The organism is Alkalihalobacterium sp. APHAB7 (genome assembly GCF_048323755.1).
Taxonomy (GTDB): domain Bacteria; phylum Bacillota; class Bacilli; order Bacillales; family Bacillaceae_F; genus Alkalihalobacterium.
This window is the reverse complement of sequence record NZ_JBLWFS010000010.1, coordinates 21862-42744: the sequence shown is the minus strand read 5'-3', so window position 1 is coordinate 42744 and position 20883 is coordinate 21862. Positions and strand designations below refer to the sequence as shown.

Genomic DNA, 20883 nt, shown 5'->3' with positions numbered 1-20883 from the left:
CACTTCACTAATCCATTAATAATAAAAATAAACTTATATATGATACCCTTACCACTCTAACACTCTCCCAAATCGACCTTTACCTTTACCAAACCTACATATGTTCCCGTATTTCTTCAACATTACCTTCCAATAGATCGAATGTCTCTTTTTCCGTACGACCGTCTGCATATGTGACTTCTACTTCAACAAACATCATATCTTCCATCTCCACCTGAACTGCCCAAACTTCTTCACCGTCAAGTTCATGCTGCATTTCATCATCATAAATTCCGTCATCAAAAATTCCATAAGTAAAATCAACTACTTTTTGCGACCCATCATTTAGGTGTACGTAAGCTTTTGCTTCTTCGACCTTATAAAAATCAAACCATACATCCCGCTGTTCAATAATCGCTTCAAAATGAGTAGTCTTCCCACTCATAAAAGTTGAATAACTGATCGTTAATCCCCGTGATTGAAAAAGATCCACTGGGAGGTATTCGGTGCCCGTTCCTCTGTTTAAAGAACCAACGGAATCTATCTTATATACATAACTGAATTTAGGATCAATTTGAATAGCCGCCTCATAGGTTGTACCTGACATCAGACTTGCCACGACTTCACGCCACTCGGCCTCTTCGTCTTTTTTATAGGAGAAAACCACATCCGCATCACTTTCTAATTCTTTAAATGTCCATTGAACATCCAAATAAATCGCACGATGGCTAGTCGCTTCAATATCTGGTAAGAAATGAATATCTGCAATCCATTTATCGCTTTCTCTCCATTCGTAGAGTTGCTGTTGTATGCCAGAGACTTCGTTCACCATTTGCCATTCGGTTCTCGAATAACTTTCTCTCAGATACTCTAACTCTTTCCCTAGTTGGTTCATTTTAACAATACTATATAAATTGAATAGTAGACTTGCGATAACCACCACTACAATTACGTTTACTGTTCTTTTCATTTAAGACTCTCCCCTATTTTATCACTAGCTTAGAATGACAAAATGTACCTACTATTTAATAAGTATCACTTGGTTTTAATAGTAACATGTGTAAGGGAACAATTGGAAAATAATTGTTCTTACTTTTAGATAAAGAAACAACTTTTTTCAAAAAGTCTTCTATCGCTAACGGCCCTATTTCAGTATGACTTTAGCCCTTTCATTTCTTAGGACAATCTATGTAATATTTTACCAATTAAGGAATAAAGTCACTTTACATAAACTTAGGAAAACAATACCATTTTAATTGTATGATTTTATAAAATTCTCCATATTTCACTAAATTCCCCCTCAAAAATCCCATTTTGATTTTTACCACAAAATACTCAATATTTTACACGTTTCTCAATGTTTCTACTCTATACGAAAGAGAGGTGAAGGATCACTGTCGTTGTTACGCCCATTATTTGCGTAAATTTTTGAAAGAGGTGGTAAGGCAAAATGTCAATTACACAACTCATCATGCGTACGATGCCTTTCTTTATTTCTAGGCTTATCGTTTATGCATTGTTTGGGCTAGTTTCTTTGATTTTCTTAGGACTTATGATTGGGTTAGGGAACTTACTTTTTAGATGGTTTGATTTCGCAGCAGGTTTTTTCATCATCATGATGATTGTTACATTTTTTACCGTATTTGGGGTATTGCGGTTTGTTGAGAGATATTTTTTGTATATGGTTAAAGTTGGCCATATTTCAGTTGTTACTGAATTGCTTAGAAAAGGTGAAGTGCCAGAAGGAAAAAATCAGATTACCTACGGAAAAGATCAAGTCGTTAAGAACTTTGGCTCTGCTAATGTTGCTTTTGTCGTAGATAAAATTGTATATGCTGCCGTTCGTCAAATTCAAAGATGGTTGTTGAGGATAGGTAACTTTTTTAATTTTATTCCTGGGGCTAAGAAGGTCATTGCGATCTTAAGTAAAGTAATGGAAGTAAGTCTACGTTATATCGACGAAGCCATTCTTAGTTATATCATGCTTAAAAATAGCGAGATGACCGAAAACGGCGAAGAGGAAAACGATAGTGTGTGGAAATCTGCATGTGATGGCGTTGTATTATATGCACAAAGTTGGAAAAACATTGTACTTACAGCAGCTGGAATCGTAGCATTTGTCTTTATACTAAATCTCAGTGTCTTTTTTATTAGTGTCTTTCCATTGATGGCTCTCGCCTCTGCAATGACGAGTAGCGCTGAAGGTGCAGCAATTCTTGGGTATTTTGCCATCATCGGTGCTTTTATTATTACATCGATGATTAAACGCGCGATCGTTGACCCTATTGCGATGATTGCGATGGTTCGCACCTTCCAGCTAAATATTAAAGGCATGGAACCGAGCGTTGATCTACAGCAAAAACTATTAAACGTTTCGTCGAAGTTCAAAGAATTATTTAATAAAAGGAAAGGCGAACGGCAAAAGGGCGATACGTCTACACCTAATAATAAAGGAGTTACTCCTTCCACTTAAATTCATGTTTCATATGCTATAAACTACAACACTATATTCTCTTTTACAAGGTGACGGGACTAAGATCTAGCTCCTTTTTGTTATATCATTGTCTGTGTAATTAGCAGGCATTGTTACGATGAAGGTGCCTAACTTCTTAATCTCAGTCACCTTTTTTGTCTCTTTTTACCCCAACACTTAGGCTGCAAGAAAGATACATTATTCATTCATTACAATTTGATTAAAAATTCGATGTGTTCCTAGTAATCTAGCTTCAATCGTGAGAAAATAGAGTTACATAAATTAAAAGATACACATAAACTAGTAAATTATTAACTGGAGGAAAAGAGATGCCACACTGGTTAAGGAAGTCACTATTTATTGCGATTACGGTCTTAACATTAGGAACAATTACTCCACCTCCCTACCTACATTCGAATGAATCTGAAGCAAAATCACCTTCCGATGCAGAAGTTAGTCAAAAGGAAAAAACTTCAGACGAAGTACATATACTATCTGACCTAGAAGATCATATAAGCTCAGACACAGACATAATGATGCTCCCATGGCATGAAGTTGCCGCAGGAACAGACAGTGAGGAACTCGTTGAGAAATGGATAGACTACACAGTTTACCATGCAGATTCACAAACGATTAATAAATTTGGAACAAGAATTAAATCAAAGATTGAAGATGAATACCGCGAGCTTATTCTCCCTAAGTTAGAAGAAACGCTTGCCGACATTAGCCAGGAAGCTGATGAGGAACTGCTACGAAATTTATATATTACGAATGACCCTTCGGATGGTCTAGGTGAAAAAATATTTCATGTCTATGATATGAGGAATGGGGAAGATTTATATCGTTTCCATGTCCGTCGAGATCACCCGCCACAACAAGGATATTGGTTCAACTTTCACTATCACACAGCCAATGACAACTTTGAAACCCATCATGAACTTGGTACCATCTATTGGGATAAAAACACCCCGCCAAATTGGATGTCTTAACGATAGTTTAAAACGAGGAAGCACTTAACTTAAGAAAAGCCAGCTACTTTCAGATAATATGGAAGTGACTGGCTTTTTCTATTATGGAAAAATAAATCTAATATTGTTTCTGTACATAAATCGAACTTTTAAGTTTACATAATAATAATATAGTATCCAAAAACAAGAGCTCTCCTATTAATTTGCTAGTTTAATCAACTCTGGGTCAGGTGTTCTCTTGGACAAGTAATTAGCAAGAAAAGATCCAAATGACAGATTAATAACCATATTAATAATAGCTGGGATAGCGGCTATTTCACTAATAAATTCAATCGCTAGAATTGCAGCTAACGCCGTATTACATAATCCAACATGAAAAACAATCGCCGTCACATCTTCATTTTCTACTTTTAGCCATTTTAATTGCAACAGTAAATAAGCTATCAGCATTGGCAGGGTCACTTGTAAAAAGGCAACAAGCGTAATGATTGGAAAAATAATAAGTTCTGAAGAGATCGCTCCTTTTGCACTTCCAATAATCGTATGAATGATGAGCAGCAGCGTAATCGATGAACCTAGTTTTGTATAACTCACTGACTTTGCCACTATATGAGGAAGCTTTCGTTGAAAGAAGAGCCCCGCTGTGATCGGTAAGATGACGATAAGAATAAACGATTGCAGTAAATTAAAAAAGGAGATGGTGACACTTTCCCCTTCAATACCTAGTAATGCCAAAGGAGTTACAATCGGACTTATGATGATATCTAAAAAAGAAGCCGCAATGACTAAGGAAGTATTCCCTCCAGCAATAAATGTGTAAAGAGTTGCCGCGGTAGCATTAGGAACCGTACCTGACAAAATAACACCGGCAGCTATTTCCGGACGTGTTGCAAAAAATAAATGGGCCAAAGCAACAGAAATAATTACGGTAATTGTCCACTTCAAACAGGTAGCTAATCCTAACACACCGTACTTCGACCGCATCTTCTTAATCGCTTCCACATTCATCGATAGGCCCGTAAAAAAAATCACGAAACCGAGTAAAACACTTGGCACCCAGCCCGCTACTTGTAAATGAAACGGGAAAAAATACGTAAAGAATGCAACAAAAATAATTAAAAGGGGCAGATTGCCTGATATAAACGAATGAAGATGTTTGATTCTTTCCTCACCTACCTTTTGAGTGGTAACAATATTGTTCCGTATATGGACTAACTTTTCCATTCAGAGTGATCCTATGTAACACAGAAAAAACCTTATTTTTTAACTATACACTAAACATTTTGATTATTGAAATAATAAAATTCCAAAAAAAATATATCAAGCAATGCAAGAAGACCCGAAAGATACATAAAAAAACTTGCATCTTCCGAGTCTAGTTTATCTTAATGAGAAGGTACTATTCCGATCATTTAATTGTATCATAACAATAACCAAACGGGCTTCTTCTAACAAACTGACCGTCTCCTAGTTGTCCGACGAATTTACCATTTGAAACGATCTGTTTTCCTCGTAGAAATACATCAGTCGGTGCACCTTTTGTTTTAAAGCCCTCAAACATATCATAGTCCAAACCTTGATGAGAGGTAGTTTGAGAGATCGTTTGCTCTTTGTTAGGGTCAAATAATACAATGTCTGCATCACTTCCAACTGCAATCGTTCCTTTTTCAGGAAATAGACCCATCACTTTTGCAGGAGCCGTCGAAAGCAATTCAACCATTTTATTTAACGATAGTTTTCCTTCAAGAACTCCATATGTGTGAAGTAACGTTAAGCGGTGTTCAATTCCATTTCCGCCGTTAGGGATTTTCCTAAAGTCTTCTTTGCCTAATTCTTTTTGTCCTTTAAAATTAAACGCACAATGATCTGAGCCTATTGCCTCTAATGTACCGTCTTTCAAAGCATTCCACAGGGCATCGATATGTCGTTGTTCTCTTAGTGGTGGTGAACATACATATTTTCCGCCCTCAAAGTTCGATTTTTTTAATTCATCTATCGTCAAAAGTAAATAGTGTGGGCACGTTTCTGCATAGATGGGTAGTCCCTTTGCTTTAGCTGCACGAATAACTTCTGCAGGCTCATATCCACTTACATGAACGATGAAAAGAGGTGCACCAACGATTTCAGCTATTGAAATGGCGCGGTAGGTTGCCTCGGTTTCCACTTCGATCGGTCGGCTTACCGCATGATAGAAAGGGTCAGTTTGGTTATTTTCAATACATTGTTTTTGCAGTAAATTAATTAAATCACCATTTTCACAGTGAACCATAACCAATGCCCCTTCGTCTTTTGCGGCCGCTAACGTTTTGTACATGGTGGCATCATCAATCATTAAATCATCTTTATAGGCCATAAATACTTTTAGAGTAGGAATTCCTTCTTTTACAATCGTAGGAATTTCCTTAATAACATCATCTCTTAAATCAGTTACCCCAATATGAAAGCCATAATCAATTGCAGAGGATCCTTCCGCTCGTTGTTTCCAGCGATCAATCCCATCCATTAATTTTTTTCCTTTTGGTTGTAATGCAAAGTCTACGACAGTCGTCGTTCCACCGATCGCAGCTGCTACAGATTCTGTTTTCCAAGGGGCTGTTACCGTACCACCAAATGGACTTTCAATGTGTGTATGTTCATCAATCATCCCTGGCAAAATTAATTTCCCTGTTGCATCAACTACTTGTGCACCAGCTTCTTCTAATTGTCTACCAATTTGAACTACTTTACCGTTTTCTATTAAAAGATCAGCTTCATACGAGTCTGAACTTGTTATGATTTTTCCGTTTTTAATTATTTTTTTCATTTCTATCCCTCCTGCGTTATTTACTGAGCTTTTCTAATGTACGGGCCAGTACTTTAATGCCTGTAGCAATTTCTGCAGTTGCCGTAAACTCTGTTGGTGCATGACTAATTCCGTTCTGACTAGGAACAAAAATCATATTAGCAGGAACTCGTCGAGACATGATAAGTGCATCATGATAAGCCCCGCTAGCCATTACTTTTGCAGAACAGCCCACTTCTTCACAGCTTTTTTTAATAAACTGAACAACTTCCTCATTCATTCGAGACGGGACATCATCACTTTTAATTGAAAATTGATAAGATAAGTCACGTTCATCCAATATTGTCGTTATTTCTTTAGAAAGTTCAGTAATAATCCGTTTCTTTTTATTTGCATCCACATCTCTAATATCAATTGTCAATTCAACCTGCTCTGGAATGACATTACTCGCCCCGGGTGTAATCACCATTTTCCCAACAGTCCCTACACTCGTTTCACTTATATTATTTTTTGTAAGTTTCTCTACCAACAGAATGACTTCCGCAGCTGCAGGCATAGGGTCTTTACGGATTGACATTGGCGTACTGCCTGCATGGCGTTGTTCCCCGTGAATGATAAGCTGAATGTCAGTTGGAGCTGCTATATCGTCAACAATGCCAATTTCTTTTTGCTCAGTTTCTAGTACAGCACCTTGTTCAACGTGAAGTTCAATGAAATTTTTAATTTTTTCGGGGGCAAGTTCTTCCGATAATACTTTCTCGGGATTACGTCCGTTTTGTAAAAGTACTTCTTTTAGAGATATGTGATCTTTATCTTTCCAGGATTCGAGGTCTGCTGGAACGATCATCCCCGTTAGGGCACGGCTTCCGAGACATCCAATACCAAATCTAGTTGGTTCTTCGGCAACAAATACGACAAGTATAATATCATGTTTCGGTTTAAAGTTTTCTTGCTGTAGAATTCGAATCGCTTCAAGAGAACCAAATACACCAACGACCCCATCGAACTTTCCTCCATGTGTCGGGGCATCTAAATGAGATCCCGTCCATACTTGAGGAAGCTTTCGATCTGTTCCTTTCCAAGTACCAAAAAGATTTCCAATTTCATCTTCTTCTATTTTCAATCCTAATTCTTCCATTTGTTTTTTCATATATTCTTTTGCAAGTGTATCTTGTTCGGTATACACGACACGCGTGACACCATGATTAGGTGTTTCGGTATATTGGGCTAATTCGTCTATATGGGCTTCAATTCTTTGTTCAAGACTTTTCAAATAGGTTTCCTCCTTTACTCAAGGTAAAAGAGTGGACTAGGTCCACCCTTTAGATTTTAATTGCTAGTTTCGAATATTATGAATTTAATATACGTACCTGACCACGTCTATTTACTTCCAAACTGGTTGAGTAGACCTATATACGGCTTTTTCTCTGGGGATTTATACGTTTTTAACTTACTTGTCGTTTTTCCAAGGTCTACGATTGCTTCTGCAAATTTAACTCCGGCTACAACCCCATCAATTACGGGTACGCCAAGCTCTTGCTCTAATTGATTTGCAAACTCGGCCATTCCAGCACACCCAAGTAAAATCGCCTCTGCATCATCTTCGGCAACTGCTCTTTTTCCTTCTTGTCTAAGCATTTCGATACCTCTTTCAGGATCTCGCTCAAAATCTAATACACACATTGGAGTCGTGCGAATTTGAACAACACGATGTTCCATTCCGTAACTTGCAACTAATTCTTCTAACATTGTTTTAATTCTTGGTAAAACCGTTACAACTGAAAATCTCGCCGCTAACATCGACGCCATGTACATCGACGCTTCAGCAATTCCGATAACAGGTGCATTCGTCACCTCACGAGCAGCTTGAAGTCCTGGGTCACCGTAGCAAGCAATGACATAAGCATCAACGCCTTCACTTTCTCCTTTTATTACTTCTTCTAGCACGCCGGGAATACTTAAGTATTCATCGTAAAAGGACTCAATTGATGCCGGCCCCATTTGTGGACTAACCGCAATAATTTCCGTATCGTCTCTTTTAACGCTTAGTGCTGCGCTTTCGATCCCCTTCGTCATTTCCCATGTCGTATTTGGATTAATTACTTTAATTTTCATTAAATGACCTCCTTGTCTTTTGACTGCTCGTCGAGAAGATGTTTCACTTCAATTTTTCCAAAGATCTCAGGTTGATAGTATTTTTTAGCAATCCAATATTTCATAAGTGGGTAGTAGAGAATGTTTGAGATCACAAAAGCTGTAATAAATCCTACATCAGGGAAGAAGAATACCGATAAACCTGCTGGGACATAGGCGATAAGTGCTGCTGGATTAATATTATTCCAATAACGATATTGACCACCTGATTTATACAGTTCTTCAATATTTAATTGACGTTTTCTTAATAGATAATAATCACAGAACATAATACCAGCGATTGGGGAAAGTAATGACGATATAATGATTAAAATGGTCGGCAAGAAATCTGCAAATGCCCATGGTTGCATCAGTAAACCGATAATACCTGCGATTATTGCGCCGTGTGCGAATTTTATCTTTTTCGGGAAGTAGTTTACGATAATATAGCCTGGCGGTAATAGGTTTGCACTAATATTGGTAGACCATTGTGCTAAAATAACAAATGCTAGACAGACAATTAAGATAAACGGATGACCTTCGCCAAGTACTACCGTCATCATTTCAATAGGATTCCAGTTTCCTGTTGCTACGCCACTCGTCATACCTATAATTGTGAATAAGATCATCGAGCTTAGTAGACCCGCTGAATGGGCAATCGCACTTCCTTTATTTGCTTGCATCCAAGTCCCTTTTTTGTCTGATGGTTTTACTTTTAAAAATCTGGTAAAGTCTGATGCGTTGAGTGCCATTGTAATGTAGAGACCCATAAATACGACCACACCGTATCCTAACGAAAGACCTCCGTCACCACTAAGGGCAAATAATGATCCAAGTGTAATATCAAATTTAGTCATTATTAGATATTGGAGATAAACACCAATAATTAGAATACTTGGAGCAGCAAGCATTTCAAACTTTTTAATTGCATTAATCCCAAAGGCAGTATTTATGATTTGAACGGCACCAAATAAAATAATGAGTAGTGTCATATTGGAATATCCAAGAAGTATTTTCATAATTTCATTGAGTGCAAAGGCACCCATCCAGGTTTGAAAACCAAACCAGAATATTGCAGGGATGGCACGAACGGTTGCCGGAATATGTGTTCCTAAATAACCGAAACATGCTCTAATGTATACCGCGTACGGAATACCATATTTAATTCCGAAGTCCCCTAGTAGTGTCAGGAGCGCGACAACCACGAGGTTTCCTAAAAGTGCGGCAAGTACTATTTGGGTAGGTGACAAGGAAGGAAAAAGTTGGGCCGCAGTAATAAAGGTTACAAGTTGAACGGCAATACCTACCCAAAGGAGGAAAAATCCAAATGTGCCGATATTTCGTTCTGAATCGAGGGTCGGGATAATATCTTTTCCTGTTAAACTAAGACCTTTATTTTCCTTCATTTATAAAACTCCCTTCAACTTTTCATATAGTTTAATGTTGTTTCAAGTAACAACGATGTTCCAATCTCGATATCTTCAATCTCGGCCCATTCATTTGGGTTATGGCTAATGCCATCTTTACAACGGACAAAGAGTAAGCCAATATCTGTAATTTCACTCATGATCATGGCATCATGACCAGCCCCGCTTATCATAAGTGGCGCTTCAACGCCAATAGTCTCACCTGCTTTTCTCATTGCTTGGATAATATGATCTGCACATTGAATTGGATCTTGTATAAGATGTTCTGTTATGTCATAGGTGAGCCCCCTTTTTTCACATATTTGGTTAACAGCATTTTTCACATCGTGCAGCGCATCATCTCTTCTTTTTAAGTCTATATCTCGTAAATCAAGAGTAAACTTAACATATTCTGGGATTACATTTGTACCATTTGGAAAAGCTTCAATTTTTCCTACAGTTGCAACAGTGACAGCAGAGCGATCCTTCGTCGCAATCGCTTCAATAGCTTGGATAATTTCTGTTGCCCCTCCCATCGGATCATTGCGTAATGACATTGGCACTGTCCCTGCGTGACCCGATTGGCCTTGGATTTTAATTGAGAGCCAACTTGGCCCAGCAATGCCTGTCACTATTCCAACTGGTTTATTAACCGATTGTAAATATGGTCCTTGCTCGATATGCATTTCTAAAAATACTTTAACTTGCTCAGTTGTTCGCTTTACCGTTGCTAGAAGATCTGGGTCCAACTGGACATTTTTAAGCGCTTCACTTCGTGTAATTCCGTTTTCATCTTTGGCTTGTAAATCTTTTTCTGTGGCTTTTCCCACCATTGCTCGACTACCAAATAAACCACCTTGGAATCTGGTACCTTCTTCATCGCTAAATGAAATGATTTCTAAAGGATGGGCTAGTTGCAGGTTTTCTTCCACAATGATAGTCGCAACTTCAATTCCCCCGATAACGCCAACCGTCCCATCAAAGTTACCCCCATTCGGAACCGTATCGATATGCGAACCAATTAGTACAGCAGGCGCATTCGGATCAGTTCCTTCTCTCCTACCGATAACATTACCCGCGTGGTCAGTACGTACGGTCAGCCCCGCTTCCACCATCCACTTCTTTACAAGCTCAAGACCGGCCTGATCTTCAGCTGTTAACGCCTTTCGTGTCACACCTCCCTGCTTCGTTTTTCCGATTTGGGAAAGCTCTTTAATGCGCTGTAACATTCGCTGTTGATTAACCTTCAATAACTGTCTCATATAAACTCCTTCCCCCGCTTAGTGTGGGTGGTGCCAGGCACCTTCATTCCTTTAACGCTCTGCTATATCGCAGGTGCCTGGCACCTTCACCTCTTTAATGCCCTGCATTGTACTGTGGTAGTTAGCTTCTTAGGGTTGCGGTTTTTTGCTGGTCAATAGTCAGGTGCTCGGTAATCGCAACACCGTATTCTTTCTCAGCCATTTCAATGGTAATGAACTCGTCAATCACATCTGCTAAGACTTCCGCTGGGTCACGCTCAAATGGGTTACCGTAGCCTCCACCACTCGGCCCTGTTAGAAGTAAAGTATCACCTTTCTTCATCGTAGTATTCGGTACCATTGAAGGCAGGTGCTTCTCACGGTCGGTTCCTGCGTTTAATGCCACCCCGCCTACATAACCATCGGCCCCGCCAGCAAAGCCCCATGGTGCATGTTTGTGGCCATCCGCCTCTAAAGAGACACTGCCATCTTCTAAGAATGTCACTTCTTTTACTGAACCAATCCCGCCACGCCATTTACCAGCGGCACAGGCTTCGTTCCTTAATTCATAACGAGTTACTCGCAACGGATAGTGAGACTCGATATCTTCAATCGGGTTATTACGAGTATTCGCATATAGCGTATCCACCGCGTCCATCCCGTTCATCCCACTTCTTCCTCCATAACTTCCTTCCATGATGTCCATGAACACCCAATAATCTTCTTCCTTCAGTCCGCTATATGAAACAACTTTTAAGTTCCCGACCCCTGCACTAATTTGATTTGGAACCACCTGGCCTAAAGCTTTCATTAGCGTACTAGCCACAATATTCCCTGGACAAAATCTTGCAATAGTTGGCGCTGGGAATATCGGATTACATATGGTTCCTTTTGGTGCTGAAATGCTAATCGGGCGAATTAACCCTGAGTTTTGCGGAATATGACCAAATGTATTTGAATCTAGTAATATAGAACGTAACGTTAAATAAATTGCACAATCCACTGTACCTTCAAATGGCATATTAATCGGACGATCAACTTGTGGAGATGTTCCCGTTAAATCGATGCTAATATCACTTCCGTCAATCGTAACGGTCACTGCAATCTTTAAATCTTTCTTATGAACATCGTCACTATCTAAATAACCATCGACAAAACCTTCAGCGTAATATGTGCCATTTGGCAATTTCTCAATTTCATTTCTTAGCATGGTCTCTGAATATTTCATCAAGTCTTCACTGGCAGCCAAGACGGTATCTAAACTATATTTCTCTATTAAATCAACATAGCGATCCGCCCCAATTTTAGCTGCAGCAATCTGTGCTTCAATATCGCCAACAACCATATCAGAAGCACGAATATTATCCCGTAATATATTCCAGATGAAGCGATTTTTAACGCCTTTTTCATATACCTTAATTGCCTTAAACTGTAGTCCTTCCGCATAAGCATCGACAGCGTCAACGATCCCGCAGCTCCCAGGCGTTAGAGCACCAATATCTAAGTGATGAGCCGTTGTTACTGAAAATCCAATCAACTCATCCTGGTAGAATACAGGAACACAAATACCGATATCCGGACCGTGAGAAGCACCATGATACGTAGAGTTATGCATAATGACATCTCCTGGGTAAAACTCTTCTCCTCTTTCTTCAAATATCTTCAAAATACCTCTGACATACCCAGGAATTGGGCCTGATTGAAGGGGTGTACTTTGCGTTGACTCACAAAGCTGTTGAATATTCATATCTACTAATGCACACCCAAAATCTTCAGATTCACGAATGATGCTGGAATATGACATTCTTGCAAGCTTATGGCCCATTTCAATTGCAATATTTTCAAGTGCCCCCCGAATAACTTGAGACGTAATTGGATCAATCGTTTGCTGTTGGATAGATTTCATTATTCGTTCCCTCCGATCTTAATCGTAATGTTTCCATTTTGTTCCACGAAAGCTGTACAATTTGGTGGCATGATCGTCGTCGTATCTTTTTGGAATATAATCGCAGGACCCTCAAAGCTTGATCCAGCTGGTAACTTTTCACGTTGATAAAAATCTGTTTCGAATTCTTTTAATTCACCATTGAAGCGGAAGACTGTTTTTCCTTTCTTAATCAGTCCTTCTTCAGCTGTACCGCCTTCTGGCACAAATGGTTTTTGAATTTTAGGCATAACACCTTTTCCAGTTAGACGAACATTAACAATTTCAATTGGGATTTCTTCAAAATGATGACCATATTCGGCTTGATGCAGCATGTGGAACTCTTTCCAAGAGTTTACAATACTCCCTTCAGTGATTTTTCCATCTGGCAATTGAACGCGCAACTCATACCCTTGACCAACATAACGGCAATCAGCCGTACGTTTAAATTCAATGTTAGAAGTATCAATGCCGTCTTCGTTTAGTTGGGATGCAATTTGCTGTTCTAACTGTTCTAAATCAGCATTTAATTTCTTAAAATCGATTTCGTGACTAAACATAAACTCTGTTTTGATCAAATCGTATTTTAGGTCCGTTGTTAATAAGCCAGTCGCTGACGTTATTCCTGGATGTGGAGGTACGATAACTTCAGGGATATTTAAAATCTGTGCAATTTCCACCGCATGTAACGGACCAGCACCACCAAATGCTACTAGTGAAAATTCACGGGGATCTTGACCCTTTTGAATTGTTTTTTCACGAATTGCATTAGCCATATTATTATTCACGATCGTTAAAATACCTTCCGCTGTTTCTGTAGTCGACAGCCCTAATTGTCCCGCTAACTCAGATATGACTTTATTCGCTTCCTGAGTGAAAATTCTCATCGAACCACCAAGGAAATTACTTTCATCTAAACGACCTAATACAACATTCGCATCTGTAACCGTTGGCTTTGTTCCACCGTGTCCGTAACTTGCTGGTCCCGGTCTTGAACCCGCACTTCTAGGCCCTACTTTGAATGCGCCACCTTCATCAATATGAGCGATACTTCCTCCTCCAGCTCCAATCGTATGAATATCAATCATCGGAACCATGACTGGGAAACCAGCAATCCAAGTGTCTCGAGCGGAAGATTCATCAATACCTTGCTCAGTAATAATTCCGATATCAGCACTCGTTCCACCTACATCAAAAGTAATCAGCTTTTGTTTATTTGAAAGTTCTCCTGACCACCAACCACCTAATACACCAGCAGCTGGACCTGATAAAAGTGTATTAACAGGCTTTTCTGAAACGGTTTCTGCCGTTCCAACACCTCCGTTAGAACACATAATGTGGAGGTCCGCCATTAGACCCGCTTGTTTTAAACCTGTTTTTAAGTTAGCAATATAGTTTTTCACTTTTGGCCCTACAAAGCCATTAATAGATGCTGTGGTAAAACGTTCAAACTCGCGGAATTGCGGTGAAACATCAGCAGAAGTTGTCACAAACGCTTCAGGATATTCTTCTTCTATGATTTCTTTAACTCGTTGCTCATGGATAGGGTTGATGTATGAAAACAAGAACGAAACAACGATCGATTCAACACCTTCGTTTTTTAGTTCTCTAACTGCCTCTCTTACTTCCACTTCATCTAAAGCTACTAAAACATCACCTTTAGGTGGAGCTAACCTCTCACTAACGACTTTTCGATGTCTTCTCTCGATGAGCGGTCGATTTTGCCACGGAATTTCCTGCATAATTGAATAGTTTTGCGGACGTTGATGTCTGCCAATATGAAGAATGTCTCTAAAGCCTTTCGTTGTGATCATTCCAGTTTTTGCTCCGTCATATTCGAGGATTGCATTTGTCGCAATCGTTGTACCGTGAAAAACGTGATCTATCTGCTCTTTTGTTATTCCTTCTTTATCACATAACTCTAATATCCCTTGAACCACTCCACGTGAAGGATCATCTAACGTGGTGGGCACCTTATTAATCCACGTCTTCCGCTCTTCAGTGTCTGTGTACATAATATCTGTAAATGTTCCTCCTACGTCTACACCTACTAATTTCATATCTGCTACACCCCTTACTAGTTTTTGAATATTTTGAATTTAACAACTACTTTGCAATTAATGTGCCAAATGTAAAACTACTGTCCTTTTATCTGCTTAATAAGTGCACTTTAAGTTAGGCTGGAATACTGCCCGTTCAACTTAAGTACGATTGTAGCTATTAATAAAAATAAAATTGAAAGTATCGACAAATAATCTCACATACTATTTAAAACAACAAAAAACCAATTGCATTTTTGCAATTGGTTTCTAACTTCTAATATAATCAAGCCTAACTTCATACTATATTATTACTAATTCGAATGCGTTAATTGCATTATTGCAACTTCTATTGCGTTTCTGCAATTTTTATGTTAAATTTTCTGACTTTTCTCGTTAAAGTAGATGGATCGACCCCTAAAATTTTACTCGCTTCTTTTAAAGTTACACAATCCTTTAAAGTGTTTTCAATTAATTCTTTTTCAAATAAAAAGACAGCATCCTTTAAAGTTAGGTCTGGTAAATACTCTTTGGAGTACTTATGACGAATGATTTTTTCTGGAATATGGTTAAACGAAATTTCATCACTCGAAACAGTTACAACTAAACGTTCGATTGTATTTTGCAATTCTCTTACATTTCCAGGCCAGGTGTAATCCATTAATTGATCTAATACACCTTCACCAAAAAATTTCCACTTGGCATATTTTTGATTATATCGTTTTAGAAAATGCTCCGCTAAAAACGGGATTTCATCTCTTCTCTCACGTAAACTCGGAATTTGAATAGGGATTATATTGAGGCGGTAATAAAGGTCATTGCGAAACAGCTTTCTTTCAACCATTTCTTCTAAATCACGATTGGTAGCGGCAACAAACCGTACATCAACATCAATTGGTGTAGTACTCCCGAGTGGTGTAACTTGTTTTTCTTGTAAAACTTGAAGTAACTTGACTTGAAGGTTTAACGGCATTTCTCCAATTTCATCTAAAAACAAGGTACCCTTATTCGCTGCTAAGATCAGTCCTTGTTTCCCGTCACGATGTGCTCCAGTAAACGTTCCTTTTGAGTAACCAAACAACTCAGATTCCATTAGTGTTTCAGGTATCGCCCCGCAATTCACTTTTATGAAAGGACGGTTTCTACGACTGCTCGATTCGTGTAGAGTCCTTGCTAATACTTCTTTTCCAACACCTGACTCACCTAGGAGCAGGACCGTAGACTCTACATCTGCGACTCGTCGAACTAAATCATATGTATCTTCCATCATTTTTGATTTTACAAGAGGGCGATCCTTATTCTTATCCTTTTTCTCTAATTCAACTTGATAATGCTCAACCAGAGATTTGGTTTCTTCTAACTTTTTAGTCAGTTTGTCAGTTTCTGTTATATCTTTTGAAATATTAATTACCTTTGTCAAGTCGCCTTCCTCATTAAAGATTGGATAACCAGAAACAAGTAAACGCCTCCCTGACTTAGTCGTTTGGACAATAGTCACATTTCTTCCTTCCTCAATCACTTTTCGAGTCGAAGATTGATCAATGATTTTTTCATTTACTAGAAAATCCATTGGTTTACCGATAAAATCTTTCTGGGATACCCCCATAATACGTTCACAAGCTTCGTTTACCCGCAAAATATTACCTCTTCCATCTGCAATCGTAACGAGTTCACCAACAAGACTCATGATAAGGTCTAGTTCTTGTTTTAGTTCATTGATTTTATTCGTCTGAAAAGCGAGGTGTTCTACTAATGAAGTATCAAATAAAAAACTAATTGCATTTTTTTCACCATCAACATCGACTATTCCTTGTTCAAACAGGATAATTGCTTCTTGTTTGCATTTCTTAATAGAAGATAAAAAGGGTTGGTTTGTTTTAATTGCTTTAATCGCATTACTACCCGGGATAATACTCAAGATCGTTTTATTTAATAACTTATCAAAGTTTTGTGAGAGCATTGCCGAAGCTTTTTGATTAGCAAAAGTAATCAGACCTTGATTTGATGTCATAATTAACCCAAAGGGCATTTGATTCATAACCGTTTGCATCTTCTCACCTCTACTAAAATCATATTGTTCTTTCATTTCGACAAATATTGCTTATAACCTTTATCTAAAAGACATTGAATAAAAACATAAATAAACCGCAGTCTCATTGTTTATTCTTTTAATTCAAATCCATTCACTTTTAAATGTGCACGATAAATATCCATCATAGAAGGCACGTCGTCTGTACTAGGTCGCGATTGTTCATCCCAAATTTTTGACTTTTGCAATGCTCTCGTACAATGAATGAAGCATTCTTCTACATCTACGCCAATTCCAAGTACAGGTGTTTTATCGTTCAAGGTCATGTGACTAAGAATTTCTCTATTTTTTATTATCGTTGCCCTTCCATTGATGCGTAAGACTTCATCCATGCCTGGAATGACAAATAGTAATCCAACGTGCGGGTTTGATAAGATATTTAAGATAGAGTCCACCCTTCTATTACCTGGTCGATCAGGAATGACCAATTGACTCTCATTTATTACGTACACCGCTCCTGGTTTATCTCCTCTTGGTGAAACATCACATTTCCCATCTGCATCTGCAGTGGCCAGAAACAACAAAGGTGACATCGAAATAAACTTCTTACACTGGTCATCAATGACTGAAACGATCTTATTTTTTACAAACTGATGAGGAGACCCGACCAACTCTCTAAGCTCTTTTTCCGAAGTAACCGCATCTTCTTTAAAATTTATTTTTTCCATATAAAAACCCCACTTCCTGCATAGTAAACCTATTTAAACTAACAACTATTAAACTGATTCTCATATATCTACTATACTATATCTGATCTTTGCGGAAAACTTTCCAACTTAATAGTTAAGAACATCAATTAAAAGAAACTGCCTCCACGGAAAGTGTAAGACGCAAACTAACACTCAAGAGACAGTTTCATTCTTATAATCGATTACTTCATTTTTCTTAGCAAATATAGTAAATACGGTGTACCTACTAAGGCAACGATAAGTCCGCTTGGAATATCTTTCGGTGCAATAACAATCCGACCTATAAAGTCAGCTACAACTAATAGTAGTCCGCCTAGTAACCCTGACACAATCATAAGAGGATAATGGTGAAAACCTACTATTCTCCTTGCAATATGAGGTGCAACTAACCCGATAAATCCGATAACACCAACAAGAGAGACAGCCGCTGTACTAAGTGCAACGCCAATTAATAACGCCCATACACGTGTCGACCTAACGGATAACCCAAGTCCAGAAGCAACATCATCACCAAATGTTAAGGTGTCTAGTTTTCTTGTCATATATATGGCGGGACCAATAAAAATCCCTAACAACAAAAGCGCCATATAAACATCATCCCAACTTTTCCCATACGTACTCCCGGAAAGCCAAACGAGAGCACCAGCAACTGCTAACTTTGCCTTAACTACAAACACTTGAGTGGCTGCAGATCCAAAGGCTGCTATGGCCACACCCATTAAGGCAATAAGCATAGGAGAAAAATTATTCTTCCATCCTGAAATTAAAATAATTAGTAAAGCAACGACTGACCCCGCAATTGCCCCTAACGGCATAAATGCAGGAGGAATGGCTGGAAACATGACGAGTAACAGCATCGCACCCGCGCCGCCCATTGAAGTAACACCAATTACACTTGCATCTGCTAACGGATTTCGAAGGACACCTTGTAATAACACCCCAGTAACTGCAAGCATCATCCCCACAATAAACGCAGTTAGCACACGAGGGATCCTAAAATTCCATACAGCTGTATTGGTCCACTCCAGCGTCCATGCTTGTCCATTGAAGGAAAACGCTACAACTATACTAATGGCAATCAGACCAACAATGATGGGTACGACCACAGTTAAGCGTGTTGGCGTAGATGTTCCACCCATCGGACGATCGTTACGTTTCAACGAGCGTGCAGTTCTCCATGCTAAATAAAGTAACCAAGGTCCACCAATCAATGCCGTCATCGCTCCAACAGGAACTTCTTGTCCAGGTTGAATGAGCCGTCCTAATACATCTGCACCAATCATTATAATGGCACCCCATAAAAAAGAGTGGACGAAAATCATAACATGTCCTTTGACACCGAGCATTCGTACAATATGCGGGGCCATCAATCCAATAAATCCAATCGGTCCAACTACACTAACTGTGACTGCAGCTAAGACAATCGCTACTGCCCAAGTTACTAGTTTAATCAATGACACATTCTGCCCGAGGGAAGTTGCAACATCTTCACCAAGAGATAATGTATCTAGAGGCTTAGCTAAAAGTAATGCACAGACAAATGCAATCGCAATAGCTGGAGCTGCGAAGGATACCCCGTCCCAGTTTAACTGTACGAGTGTTCCGGATCCCCATAGGAATAGACCATTTGTCTTGTTTTCAAATAGTAATTGCATGGCTCCGGTAATCGAAGCAAAAAGTAATGAGATAATCATCCCTGTTAAAGCTACACGAACTGGCTCCATCTGACGGCCTGCAAGCAGAACGACCAAAGCCGATGATAGGACCGCTCCTAGTAACGCCGTTAAAAATGGAAAATTCCCTAAAAAACTAGGAAAAAATATCGTAGACGCAACAACAAAGAAAAACGCTCCTGCATTTATTCCTAATGTTCCTGGTGCAGCAAGTGGGTTTCTCGTAAGTGTTTGTAAGGCAGCACCTGATACAGCAAGTGCCCCACCTGCTAAAATACCAATTACTAATCTAGGTAAACGAAGAGATAATACTATATCTTGGACTCGACCTTCCACCCAAACTTGGTCCAAAAGCTCTGGAACTGTATAGTCAGCTTGCCCTTGCGTTAAATGAATGAGTGATAAACAAATGAGCAAGAAGAAGCCCCCTGTCAGCAAGACAAAGGACTTCTTCATAGATTGCCCGAACATTACTTATTCACCATCGTATCCGTAATTTGATCAAGTAATGTACCTGCTGACAACGGACCACCGTATAACCAAGTGTCTTCTCCTAAGTCATACAGGCGGTTTTCTTTTACAAACGTTAGGTTTTCCCATACTTTATTACCACTTAATTGATTTTGGTAAATATTATCTGCATCTGGAACCGTAAATAAATAGTTTGCCTCTTCGTATTTCACTAAACCTTCAACGTTAAATGTACTTGATCCAAAGATTTCATGTTGGTCGGGTACGTGAACGTTATTTAATCCCATTTTTTCAATAATGATCGATGCCATTGAATTTGGAGTAAACACACGAATCTCTGGTGCTTGAGCTCCTGAATAAGCAAGTGTTAGAATTACATCTTTTGTTGCTAGATTAGCAGAGTCAATTTTTGCTTCCGCTTCTTCGTATTTTTGATCAAGCTCAGCTAATACTTGGTCTGCTTCAGCTTCTTTACCTACCGCTTTTGCAATTTCTTTAAATGTTGTTTCCATTTCTTCATATAGGTTAATGCTTTCGTCCTCTGGGTATGGGTTAAAAATTACAGTCGGAGCAATCGCTTCTAGTTCAGTTAACATACTGTCATGTCGGAAGCTCACTCCAATAATTAAATCTGGCTCAATTGAAGCTAGTACTTCTAAGTTTGGTTCTTGACGACCACCTACATCAACAACCGTATCATCAAACTGAGGTTCGATGTTTACATAGTCTCCGTACATATCGATATCTGCTACACCTGCTGGTTGAACCCCAACAGCCAATAAATTTTCAGCATATGTCCATTCAAGTGCTACTACTTTTTTTGCAGGAGCATCTAAAGTGACTTCTCCATTTACACCTTCTATTGTAACTTCAGTATTTTCTGTCGTTTCCACTGCTTCATTACTTTCTTCCTCCGGTGTAGATGCTTCTTCGTTGTTAGAAGAACAAGCAGCTAACCCTAATACTAATGCTACAAGAGCTAGTACAATCATTAATTTTTGTTTCATTTTCTTGAC

General features: G+C 38.9%; 15 protein-coding genes. 2 read left to right on the top strand and 13 right to left on the bottom strand.

The features are described from left to right. Positions 1–94: 94 nt before the first annotated feature. A complete protein-coding gene (locus ACNSTQ_RS11880; RefSeq protein WP_418200032.1) occupies positions 95–949 on the bottom strand; it encodes a hypothetical protein in 855 nt (284 codons plus the stop codon). 480 nt (positions 950–1429) lie between these two features. On the opposite strand from ACNSTQ_RS11880, the gene ACNSTQ_RS11875 reads away from it, so the two are divergent. Together ACNSTQ_RS11875 and ACNSTQ_RS11870 are read left to right on the top strand one after the other, a co-directional pair. Next, positions 1430–2452, top strand: a complete 1023-nt coding sequence (locus tag ACNSTQ_RS11875) for a hypothetical protein (protein WP_418200031.1) — start codon at positions 1430–1432, stop codon at positions 2450–2452. A 329-nt stretch (positions 2453–2781) separates the two neighbouring features. Further along, positions 2782–3441, top strand: a complete 660-nt coding sequence (locus ACNSTQ_RS11870; protein ID WP_418200030.1) for a YpjP family protein — start codon at positions 2782–2784, stop codon at positions 3439–3441. 177 nt (positions 3442–3618) lie between these two features. Here ACNSTQ_RS11870 and ACNSTQ_RS11865 read toward each other — a convergent pair whose 3' ends face one another. From ACNSTQ_RS11865 to ACNSTQ_RS11810, 12 genes are all read right to left on the bottom strand, one after another. Next, positions 3619–4644, bottom strand: coding sequence for a bile acid:sodium symporter family protein (locus tag ACNSTQ_RS11865; RefSeq protein ID WP_418200029.1), 1026 nt, complete (start codon positions 4642–4644; stop codon positions 3619–3621). 184 nt (positions 4645–4828) lie between these two features. Next, on the bottom strand, positions 4829–6223 hold the full coding sequence (gene hydA / locus ACNSTQ_RS11860) for a dihydropyrimidinase (RefSeq protein ID WP_418200028.1): 1395 nt from the start codon (positions 6221–6223) through the stop codon (positions 4829–4831). A 16-nt stretch (positions 6224–6239) separates the two neighbouring features. Beyond that, a complete protein-coding gene (locus tag ACNSTQ_RS11855; protein WP_418200027.1) occupies positions 6240–7475 on the bottom strand; it encodes a Zn-dependent hydrolase in 1236 nt (411 codons plus the stop codon). Positions 7476–7582: 107 nt separating this feature from the next. After that, positions 7583–8317 carry an aspartate/glutamate racemase family protein gene (locus ACNSTQ_RS11850; protein WP_418200026.1) on the bottom strand — a complete coding sequence of 245 codons (735 nt, stop codon included), beginning with the start codon at positions 8315–8317 and terminating at the stop codon, positions 7583–7585. Further along, positions 8317–9741 (bottom strand): cytosine permease, encoded by a 1425-nt coding sequence (locus ACNSTQ_RS11845; protein WP_418200025.1) that lies wholly within the window; start codon positions 9739–9741, stop codon positions 8317–8319. Before ACNSTQ_RS11845 ends, ACNSTQ_RS11850 begins: the two co-directional genes overlap by 1 nt. A gap of 14 nt (positions 9742–9755) precedes the next feature. Further along, a complete protein-coding gene (locus ACNSTQ_RS11840) occupies positions 9756–11003 on the bottom strand; it encodes a Zn-dependent hydrolase (RefSeq protein WP_418200024.1) in 1248 nt (415 codons plus the stop codon). Positions 11004–11124: 121 nt separating this feature from the next. After that, entirely contained in the window at positions 11125–12888 is a 1764-nt protein-coding gene (locus ACNSTQ_RS11835) for a hydantoinase B/oxoprolinase family protein (protein ID WP_418200023.1), read from the bottom strand. Next, positions 12888–14966 carry a hydantoinase/oxoprolinase family protein gene (locus ACNSTQ_RS11830; RefSeq protein WP_418200022.1) on the bottom strand — a complete coding sequence of 693 codons (2079 nt, stop codon included), beginning with the start codon at positions 14964–14966 and terminating at the stop codon, positions 12888–12890. The genes ACNSTQ_RS11835 and ACNSTQ_RS11830 overlap by 1 nt, the downstream gene beginning before the upstream one ends. A gap of 328 nt (positions 14967–15294) precedes the next feature. Beyond that, a complete protein-coding gene (locus tag ACNSTQ_RS11825; RefSeq protein WP_418200021.1) occupies positions 15295–16995 on the bottom strand; it encodes a sigma 54-interacting transcriptional regulator in 1701 nt (566 codons plus the stop codon). Between the two features lie 110 nt (positions 16996–17105). Then, entirely contained in the window at positions 17106–17702 is a 597-nt protein-coding gene (locus ACNSTQ_RS11820) for an MSMEG_1061 family FMN-dependent PPOX-type flavoprotein (protein ID WP_418200020.1), read from the bottom strand. 203 nt (positions 17703–17905) lie between these two features. Then, the gene (locus ACNSTQ_RS11815) at positions 17906–19813 is read right to left on the bottom strand and encodes an iron ABC transporter permease (protein WP_418200019.1); all 1908 of its coding nucleotides are present in this window, start codon (positions 19811–19813) and stop codon (positions 17906–17908) included. Between the two features lie 53 nt (positions 19814–19866). Beyond that, complete coding sequence (locus ACNSTQ_RS11810) at positions 19867–20874, bottom strand: ABC transporter substrate-binding protein (protein ID WP_418200018.1); 1008 nt, start codon at positions 20872–20874, stop codon at positions 19867–19869. Positions 20875–20883 lie beyond the last annotated feature (9 nt).